General features: G+C 70.5%; 8 protein-coding genes. All 8 read left to right on the top strand.

Translation table 11 applies throughout. The annotated features are described in order from the left end of the window. Window positions 1-90 precede the first annotated feature (90 nt). The 8 genes from ACZ6JE_RS05875 (at window position 91) to araA (ending at window position 8,513) form a co-directional block, all read left to right on the top strand. The gene (locus ACZ6JE_RS05875) at window positions 91-1,083 is read left to right on the top strand and encodes a carbohydrate ABC transporter permease (RefSeq protein WP_464318433.1); all 993 of its coding nucleotides are present in this window, start codon (window positions 91-93) and stop codon (window positions 1,081-1,083) included. A 2-nt stretch (window positions 1,084-1,085) separates the two neighbouring features. Continuing rightward, window positions 1,086-2,051 (top strand): carbohydrate ABC transporter permease, encoded by a 966-nt coding sequence (locus ACZ6JE_RS05870; protein ID WP_192060924.1) that lies wholly within the window; start codon window positions 1,086-1,088, stop codon window positions 2,049-2,051. A gap of 37 nt (window positions 2,052-2,088) precedes the next feature. Continuing rightward, on the top strand, window positions 2,089-3,102 hold the full coding sequence (locus ACZ6JE_RS05865) for a LacI family DNA-binding transcriptional regulator (protein ID WP_192060925.1): 1,014 nt from the start codon (window positions 2,089-2,091) through the stop codon (window positions 3,100-3,102). A gap of 109 nt (window positions 3,103-3,211) precedes the next feature. Beyond that, the gene (locus tag ACZ6JE_RS05860) at window positions 3,212-3,667 is read left to right on the top strand and encodes an SRPBCC family protein (RefSeq protein WP_192060926.1); all 456 of its coding nucleotides are present in this window, start codon (window positions 3,212-3,214) and stop codon (window positions 3,665-3,667) included. Then, on the top strand, window positions 3,664-3,885 hold the full coding sequence (locus ACZ6JE_RS05855) for a hypothetical protein (RefSeq protein ID WP_192060927.1): 222 nt from the start codon (window positions 3,664-3,666) through the stop codon (window positions 3,883-3,885). The genes ACZ6JE_RS05860 and ACZ6JE_RS05855 overlap by 4 nt, the downstream gene beginning before the upstream one ends. A 598-nt stretch (window positions 3,886-4,483) precedes the next feature. After that, window positions 4,484-6,280: a ribulokinase gene (gene araB / locus ACZ6JE_RS05850; RefSeq protein WP_464318432.1), complete on the top strand. Its 1,797-nt coding sequence runs from the start codon at window positions 4,484-4,486 to the stop codon at window positions 6,278-6,280. Continuing rightward, window positions 6,277-6,990, top strand: a complete 714-nt coding sequence (locus ACZ6JE_RS05845; protein ID WP_464318431.1) for an L-ribulose-5-phosphate 4-epimerase — start codon at window positions 6,277-6,279, stop codon at window positions 6,988-6,990. Before araB ends, ACZ6JE_RS05845 begins: the two co-directional genes overlap by 4 nt. Beyond that, on the top strand, window positions 6,987-8,513 hold the full coding sequence (gene araA / locus ACZ6JE_RS05840; protein WP_464318430.1) for an L-arabinose isomerase: 1,527 nt from the start codon (window positions 6,987-6,989) through the stop codon (window positions 8,511-8,513). Before ACZ6JE_RS05845 ends, araA begins: the two co-directional genes overlap by 4 nt. Window positions 8,514-8,674: the final 161 nt, after the last annotated feature.

Below are 8,674 nucleotides of genomic sequence, written 5' to 3'. Positions count from 1 at the left end.
TGTAGCGGAGGGCCTGGGGTGGGGGGGCGCCCTGCGCCGCCCCTCCCGCCCTCCACCCCCTTCACCGTCCGCGACCAGCGAGGAACCGTCATGGCCGACACGCTCACCCCTCTCACCCCGGCGGAGGTCGCCGCAAGCGACCGTCGCGCGACCGCGCCCGTCGGCCGGCACGGCATGGGCAGCTTCCGCAGCCGGGTGCTCACGCCCTACGCGATGCTCGCCCCGGGCATCATCCTGTTCGTGCTGTTCATGGCGGCGCCGATCGTCTACACGCTGTTCCTCAGCTTCCAGAAGAAGCAGGTCTCGGGCCTCGGTCTCGGCTCGGCCTCGCGCGGCACGGGCTTCGCCGGTCTCGAGAACTACATCGGCACGCTCACCGACCCCGAGTTCGGCGCCAGCGTCGGTCGCGTGCTGCTCTACGGCCTCGTGCTCGTGCCCTGCATGCTCGGTCTCGCGCTGCTCTTCGCCCTGCTGCTCGACTCGAAGCGCACCCGCGCGACGTCGTTCTCGCGCATCGCGATCTTCCTGCCGTACGCCGTGCCGGCCGTCATCAGCTCGCTGCTCTGGGGGTTCCTGTACCTGCCCGCCGTCAGCCCCTTCTATTACGTCTTCGAGCGGCTCGGCTGGGACGTCCCCGGCGTGCTCGGCTCGGGCACCGTGCTCTTCGCCATCGCGAACATCGCGCTCTGGGGCGGCGTCGGCTTCAACATGATCGTCATCTACACGTCGCTGAAGGCCGTGTCGAGCGACATCTACGAGGCCGCCCGACTCGACGGGGCCTCCGAGGTGCAGATCGCCCTGCGGATCAAGATCCCGATGGTCGCCCCCGCCCTCGTCATGACCGCGCTGTTCTCGATGGTCGCGACGCTGCAGGTCTTCGCCGAGCCCACCACGCTCCGTCCGCTGACGAACAGCCTGTCGACCAGCTGGTCGCCGCTGATGCTCGTCTACCGCGACGCGTTCACCCGCGACGACATCTACTCGGCTGCGGCGACCTCGGTCGTCATCGCCCTCGCCACCTTCATCGTCTCCTTCTTCTTCCTCCGGGTCGTGCAGAAGCGAGCCTTCGGCCAGGAGGACTGACCATGACCACCACGGACCTCGACGGCGCCACCCGCCGCGGCGACCTCTCCGTCGCCGACTCGACCCGCGCCTCCTCGGCGACCGCTTCCGGAGGCGCGGGTCGGCCCCGCAGCACCCGTCGCCCCGGCGGCAGCTCGCTGACCGAGCGCCGCAGCCTCGTCTCGACCGCGATCGTGCTGATCGGCGCCGTCTACTGCCTGTTCCCCGTGCTCTGGGTCGTCATGGCGTCCACGAAAGACGGCGGCGAGCTCTTCTCGACCTTCACCCTCGCGCCCAGCACCCACCTGCTCGACAACCTCGTCGCACTCAGTCAGTACCGCGACGGCCTGTTCTGGCGCTGGATGCTCAACACCGCGCTCTACGCCGGCATCGGCGCCCTCGCCTCGACCTACGTGTCGGCGCTGTCGGGCTACGTGCTCGCGAAGTTCGAGTTCCCCGGCAAGAAGGTCGTCTTCAACGTGCTGCTGATGGGGGTGCTGGTGCCCGGGGTGATCCTCGCGATCCCGCAGTACTTCCTGCTGGCGAACGTCGGCCTGACCAACACGTTCTGGGGCGTGCTGCTGCCGCAGATCATCAGCCCGTACGGCATCTACCTGGCCCGCATCTACGGGGCCGCGGCCGTGCCGACCGACGTGATCGAGGCGGCCCGCACCGAGGGCGCCGGCGAGCTGCACATCTTCCACCGCATCGCCGTGCCGATGCTCGGCCCGGGGCTCGTCACGATCTTCCTGTTCCAGTTCGTCGCCATCTGGAACAACTTCATGCTGCCGTACATCATGCTCGGCGACGACTCGCTGTTCCCGCTGACGGTCGGCCTGAACGGGCTGCTCAACCAGGGCGCGTCGGCGCCGGCGCTCTACACGCTCGTCATCACCGGGGCGCTGCTGTCGGTCATCCCGCTGATCCTGATCTTCCTGGTGCTGCAGCGGTACTGGCGGGTCGACCTGGCCGCCGGCGCCGTCAAGTAGTGGGAGGCGCGGGTCGGCAGCCCCCTAGGCTGGCCGCGTGACGAGCACTCCCGGTCGCCAGCGGCCCACGATCAACGACGTCGCCGACCAGGCGGGCGTCTCGCGGGGCACCGTGTCGCGGGTGCTGAACGGCGGTCGCTGGGTCAGCCCCGACGCCAAGGCCGCCGTCGACGCCGCGATCAAGAAGACCGGCTACCGGGTCAACCCGCACGCCCGCAGCCTCGCGACCAACCGCACCGGCTCGGTCGCGTTCCTCCTCACCGAAGACCACCAGCAGCTCTTCGAGGATCCCAACTTCTCGGCCCTGCTGAAGGGCACCGCGGCGGCGCTCGCCGAGAGCGACATGTCGCTCGTGCTGATCATGGCGGGGTCGTCGGCCGAGCAGAAGCGCGCCGTGGCCTACATCGAGGCGGGCCACGTCGACGGCGTGCTGCTCGTCTCGGCGCACAGCGGGCAGCGTCTGCTCGCCGACATCGTCGGGTCAGGCGTGCCCGCCATCGCGTGCGGCATCCCGCTCGGCTACCAGCGGCGCATGGGGTACGTCGCCGCCGACGACGAGGAGGGCGCCCGCGAGATGGTGGCGCACCTCCGCTCGCTCGGCCGCCGCCGCATCGCGACCATCGCCGGCCCGCTCGACACCCCCGGCGGCATCACCCGACTCGATGGCTACCGCACCGAGCTCGGCGACGACCTCGACGAGTCGCTGATCCGTCACGGCGACTACTCGCGGGCCAGCGGCGAGGCCGCCATGACCGACCTGCTCGCGGCGTCGCCCGACGTCGACGCCGTCTTCGCGGCCAACGACCGCATGGCCGCGGGCGCCCTCGACGCGCTCGCCGCGGCGGGCCGCCGGGTGCCCGACGACGTCGCCGTCGGCGGCTTCGACGACTCGAGCATCGCGGCGTCGACCGAACCCGCGCTGACCACCATGCGCCAGCCGTTCGACCGGATCAGCTCCGAGATGGTGCGGCTGCTGCTGCAGCTGATCGACGGTCAGAAGCCCGCGGCGATGACGCTGCCGACCGAGCTGGTGCGGCGCGCGACCACCTGACCCGCGCCTCCTCGGCCCTGCCAATCCGCTGGAAGCGCGGACGCGGCGCCGGTCGCGGACCTACCGTCCACTGCAGACCGAGCACCACCAGCAGAACGAAGGACGAAACATGTCGCAAGCAATCGAGACCGTCGACGTCAGCGTGCCCGTCAGCGTCGCCTACAACCAGTGGACCCAGTTCGAGGACTTCCCGAAGTTCCTCGACGAGGTCGAGTCGATCACCCAGACCACGCCCACCCTCACGGTGTGGAAGGTCAAGGTCGGACCGGTCGAGAAGACGTTCGAGGCCGAGATCACCGAGCAGCACCCCGACGAGCGCGTCGCCTGGAACAGCACCGGCGGCGAGGTCGACCACGCCGGCGTCGTCACGTTCCACAAGCTGAGCGACTCCGAGACGCGCATCACCGTGCAGATCGACTGGACCCCCGAGGGATTCCTCGAGAAGATCGGCAACACGCTCGGCGCCGACAACCACGCCATCAAGAAGGACCTCAAGAACTTCAAGGAGTTCATCGAGTCGAAGGGCTCCGAGACGGGCGCATGGCGCGGAGACGTCCAGGCATGAGCGACGAGTCGACGTACACCGCGTCGTTCGTCGGCGAAGACGGCGCCGAGGTGTCGACCGAGCAGCTCCAGCCGATCGACGGCGCGCCGGTCAAGTCGCTGACCCGGCCCGGGGCAGCCGACGGCGAGGACATCACGTACGAGCTGGACCCCGAGACCGCCGACGCCGACCCGGTCGTCTACCGCGCGACGGGCGTCGCCGGGCACGACTACAGCTGAGGCGCCGCGCGCTGCTGCGCTGACGCTGCGCCGCGCTGCGCTGCGTTGCGCCGTGCCATCGATGTGACTCGTTCTGCGTAGTCCGCCCCGTCGAATCCACGGAATGAGTCGCATCGATGCGCGGCGACAGCCCCGGGTGGCGTGCGAATCGTCAAAGTGACTCATTCTGCGTCGTCGGCCCCGTCCGATCCGCCGAGTGAGTCGCCTCGATGCGCGGCAACAGCCTCGGCTACGGTGCGTGCCGTCGAGGTGACTCGTTCTGCGCAGTCGGCCCCGTCTGATACGCCGAATGAGTCGCATCGACGCGCGGAGCCAGGCGCGGCTTGCGCGCGAGTCGTCGAGGTGACTCGTTCTGCGCAGTCGGCCGCGTCTGATACGCCGAATGGGTCGCATCGACGCGCGGAGTCAGGCGCGGCTTGCGCGCGAGTCGTCGAGGTGACTCGTTCTGCGTAGTCGACCCCGGTTGATCCGCCGAACGAGTCGCATCGACGCGCGGAGCCGGGCGCGGGGTGGCGAGAGTGAGCGCTCACATGGCATGATGTGAGCGCTCACTTTCGGCGCGGATCACTCCGCCCACCCCGACGACGAAGAGGTCATCATGGTCGATCACGCTCCCCCGACCGCCCCCGGCTCAGCCGCACCCGCCGAGACCTACGTGGTGGGCGTCGACTACGGCACGCTGAGCGGCCGAGCCGTCGTGGTGCGGGTCTCCGACGGGGCCGAGCTCGGCACCGGCGTGCACGAGTACTCGCACGCCGTCGTCGACACGACCCTCCCCGGCACGGGCGAGCGCCTGCCCGCCGACTGGGCGCTGCAGGTTCCGTCCGACTACGTCGACGTGCTCAAGAAGGCCGTGCCCGAGGCCCTCGCCGCCGCGGGCGTCGACCCCTCGTCGGTCGTCGGCATCGGCACCGACTTCACGGCCTGCACCATGGTGCCGACCACCGCCGACGGCACTCCGCTGAACGAGCTCGAGCAGTTCGCCGGTCACCCGCACGCCTACGTCAAGCTCTGGCGTCACCACGCCGCGCAGGGTCAGGCCGACCGCATCAACGAGCTCGCGGCCGAGCGCGGCGAGTCGTGGCTGCCCCGCTACGGCGGGCTCATCTCGAGCGAGTGGGAGTTCGCGAAGGGCCTCCAGCTGCTCGAAGAGGACCCCGAGGTCTACGCCGCGACCGAGCACTGGGTCGAGGCCGCCGACTGGATCGTCTGGCAGCTGAGCGGGCGCTACGTCCGCAACGCCTGCACCGCCGGCTACAAGGGCATCTACCAGGACGGCGAGTACCCGAGCCGCGAGTTCCTCGCCGCGCTGAACCCCGACTTCGCCGACTTCGCCGAGTCGAAGGTCGTGCACGAGATCGGCGCGCTGGGCGACGCCGCCGGCACGCTGACCGCCGAGGCCGCCGGCTGGACGGGCCTCCCCGAGGGCATCGCCGTCGCGGTCGGCAACGTCGACGCGCACGTGACGGCCCCCGCCGCGAAGGCCACGCAGCCCGGTCAGATGGTCGCGATCATGGGCACGAGCACCTGCCACGTGATGAACGGCGACAAGCTCGCCGAGGTGCCCGGCATGTGCGGCGTCGTCGACGGCGGCATCGTCGACGGGCTCTACGGCTACGAGGCCGGGCAGTCGGGCGTCGGCGACATCTTCGCCTGGTACGTCAAGAACCAGGTGCCGCAGTCGGCCGTCGACGCGGCCGCGGCCGCCGGCAAGAGCGTGCACCAGCACCTCACCGACGTCGCCTACGAGCAGCCGGTCGGCGCCCACGGTCTCGTCGCCCTCGACTGGCACAGCGGCAACCGCTCGGTGCTCGTCGACCACGAGCTGAGCGGCGTCATCGTCGGTCAGACCCTGGCCACCTCGCCCGCCGACGGCTACCGCGCGCTGCTCGAGGCCACGGCCTTCGGCACGCGCCGCATCGTGCAGGCCTTCGACGAGTCGGGCGTGCCCGTCACCGAGTTCATCGCCGCCGGCGGTCTGCTGAAGAACAAGCACCTGATGCAGACCTACAGCGACGTGCTGCGTCTGCCGATCTCGACGATCACCAGCGAGCAGGGCCCGGCCCTCGGCTCGGCCATCCACGCCGCGGTCGCCGCCGGCGCGTACGCCGACATCCGCGCCGCGGCCGAGGCGATGGGCAGCGTCGAGCGGGCCACCTACACGCCCGACCCCGCGAACGCCGACGCCTACGACGCGCTCTACGCCGAGTACCTGCTGCTGCACGACTGGTTCGGTCGCGGGGGCAACGACGTGATGCACCGCCTGCGGGCGATGCGTCGGGAGGCGACCCGCGCCTCCTCGGCTCCTGCTCCCGGGGCCGACGGCGACAGCCGAGGAGGCGCGGACTCGGTCGAGCAGACCGCCGCCGACGCGAGCATCGAGGCCTCCGCATGAGCGGCTGGATCGATCGCGCGACGCAGGCCGCCATCGACGCCACCCGCGAAGACGTCGCGGCGCTGCACGCCGAGCTGGTGCGCTACGACCTCGTCGTCTGGACGGGCGGCAACGTCTCGGGTCGCGTGCCCGGCACCGACCTCTTCGTCATCAAGCCGAGCGGCGTCGGCTACGACGACCTCACCCCCGAGAACCAGATCGTCTGCCGCCTCGACGGCACCGTGCTCGAAGGCACCCCGGGCAGCGAGCGCAGCCCGTCGAGCGACACCGCCGCGCACGCCTACGTCTACCGCAACATGCCGCACGTCGGGGGAGTGGTGCACACGCACTCGACCTACGCGACGGCCTGGGCTGCGCGTGGCGAGGCGATCCCCTGCGTGATCACGGCGATGGCCGACGAGTTCGGCGGCGAGATCCCCGTCGGGCCGTTCGCCATCATCGGCGACGAGTCGATCGGCGAGGGCATCGTCGAGACGCTGACCGGTCACCGCAGCCGCGCCGTGCTGATGCAGAACCATGGCGTCTTCACGATCGGCAGAGACGCCCGCGACGCGGTCAAGGCCGCCGTCATGACCGAGGACGTCGCCCGCACCGTGCACATCACCCGCCAGCTCGGCGAGCCCATCGCCATCCCTCAGCAGAGCATCGACGCTCTGTTCGACCGGTACCAGAACGTCTACGGCCAAGCGCCAGCAGGAGAACTGTCATGAACGACACCCTCGACCCCGTCGCCTTCCTCGCCTCGAAAGAGGTCTGGTTCCTCACCGGCAGCCAGGGCCTCTACGGCGAAGAGACCCTGAAGCAGGTCGCCGACCAGTCGAAGGCGATCGCCGACGAGCTGGCCGCCGCCTCCGACGTGCCCGTGCGTCTCGTCTGGAAGCCCGTCCTGACCGACGCCGACTCGATCCGCCGCACGATGCTCGAGGCCAACCTCGACGACTCCGTCATCGGCGTCACGGCCTGGATGCACACCTTCAGCCCCGCCAAGATGTGGATCGGCGGGCTCGACGCGCTCCGCAAGCCGCTGCTGCACCTGCACACGCAGGCCAACGTGGCGCTGCCCTGGGCCGACATCGACTTCGACTTCATGAACCTCAACCAGGCCGCGCACGGCGACCGCGAGTTCGGCTACATGCAGACCCGCCTCGGAGTGCCGCGCAAGACGGTCGTCGGTCACGTCAGCGACCCCCGCGTGCAGAAGCAGGTCGGCACGTGGATGCGCGCCGCGGCCGGAGCCTCGGCCATGCGTTCGCTCAAGCTGGCGCGCTTCGGCGACAACATGCGCTTCGTCGGCGTCACCGAGGGTGACAAGACCGAGGCCGAGCTGGCCTTCGGCGTGCAGGTCAACACCTGGGGCGTCAACGAGCTGGCCGAGGCCGTCGCCGCCGCGACCGAGTCCGAGATCGACGCGCTGGTCGCCGTCTACGAGGCCGAGTACGACGTCGTCCCGGCACTGCGCGCCGGTGGCGAGCGCCACCAGTCGCTGCGCGACGGGGCGGCGATCGAGATCGGTCTGCGGTCGTTCCTCGAGGCGGGCGGGTTCAGCGCCTTCACGACGAACTTCGAAGACCTCGGTGCGCTGAAGCAGCTGCCCGGTCTCGCCGTGCAGCGTCTGATGGCCGAGGGCTACGGCTTCGGCGCCGAGGGCGACTGGAAGACCTCGGTGCTGGTGCGTGCGGCCAACGTGATGGGTGCCGGTCTGCCGGGTGGCGCCTCCTTGATGGAGGACTACACGTACCACCTCGTGCCCGGCGAGGAGAAGATCCTCGGGGCGCACATGCTCGAGGTCAGCCCCGCCCTGACGTCGCAGCGCGCGTCGCTCGAGGTGCACGCGCTCGGCATCGGCGGCAAGGACGACCCGGTGCGACTCGTCTTCTCGGCCGACCCCGGCCCCGCCGTCGTCGTCGCGATGAGCGACGTGCGCGACCGGTTCCGTCTGACGGTCAACGTGGTCGACGTCGTCGAGCCCGACGAGGACCTCCCGAACCTGCCGGTCGGCCGCGCGGTGTGGAAGCCCCGCCCGTCGTTCCCGGTGTCGGCCGAGGCCTGGCTCACCGCCGGCGCCGCGCACCACACGGTGATGTCGACGGCGGTCGGCCTCGAGGCCTTCGAGGACCTCGCCCGCATCGTCGAGACCGAGCTGCTTGTCATCGACGAGGACACCCGCATCCGCGACTTCCGCCACGAGGTCGCCTGGAACGCCGCGTACCACCGCCTCGCCCGCGGCCTGTAGGGGTCCGCTCGCGGGCTCGCGGGCTCGCGGGCTCGCGGGTTCGCGGGCTCGCGGGCTCGCGGGCTCGCGGGTTCGCACTCGAGTGGTCAGAAGATGTCTTTCCGCTCAGCCTGAAGGACATCTTCTGACCACTCGGCAGCCCTGTCCGGGAGCCCGGACCT

Source organism: Frigoribacterium sp. AC759 (genome assembly GCF_979256015.1).
This window is presented reverse-complemented; position numbering and strand designations above follow the sequence as displayed.

Coding starts and splice junctions, on each gene's coding strand:
- ACZ6JE_RS05875 (WP_464318433.1), top strand. CDS start 91: ATGGCCGACACGCTCACCCCTCTCACCCCGGCGGAGGTCGCCGCAAGC.
- ACZ6JE_RS05870 (WP_192060924.1), top strand. CDS start 1,086: ATGACCACCACGGACCTCGACGGCGCCACCCGCCGCGGCGACCTCTCC.
- ACZ6JE_RS05860 (WP_192060926.1), top strand. CDS start 3,212: ATGTCGCAAGCAATCGAGACCGTCGACGTCAGCGTGCCCGTCAGCGTC.
- ACZ6JE_RS05855 (WP_192060927.1), top strand. CDS start 3,664: ATGAGCGACGAGTCGACGTACACCGCGTCGTTCGTCGGCGAAGACGGC.
- araB (WP_464318432.1), top strand. CDS start 4,484: ATGGTCGATCACGCTCCCCCGACCGCCCCCGGCTCAGCCGCACCCGCC.
- ACZ6JE_RS05845 (WP_464318431.1), top strand. CDS start 6,277: ATGAGCGGCTGGATCGATCGCGCGACGCAGGCCGCCATCGACGCCACC.
- araA (WP_464318430.1), top strand. CDS start 6,987: ATGAACGACACCCTCGACCCCGTCGCCTTCCTCGCCTCGAAAGAGGTC.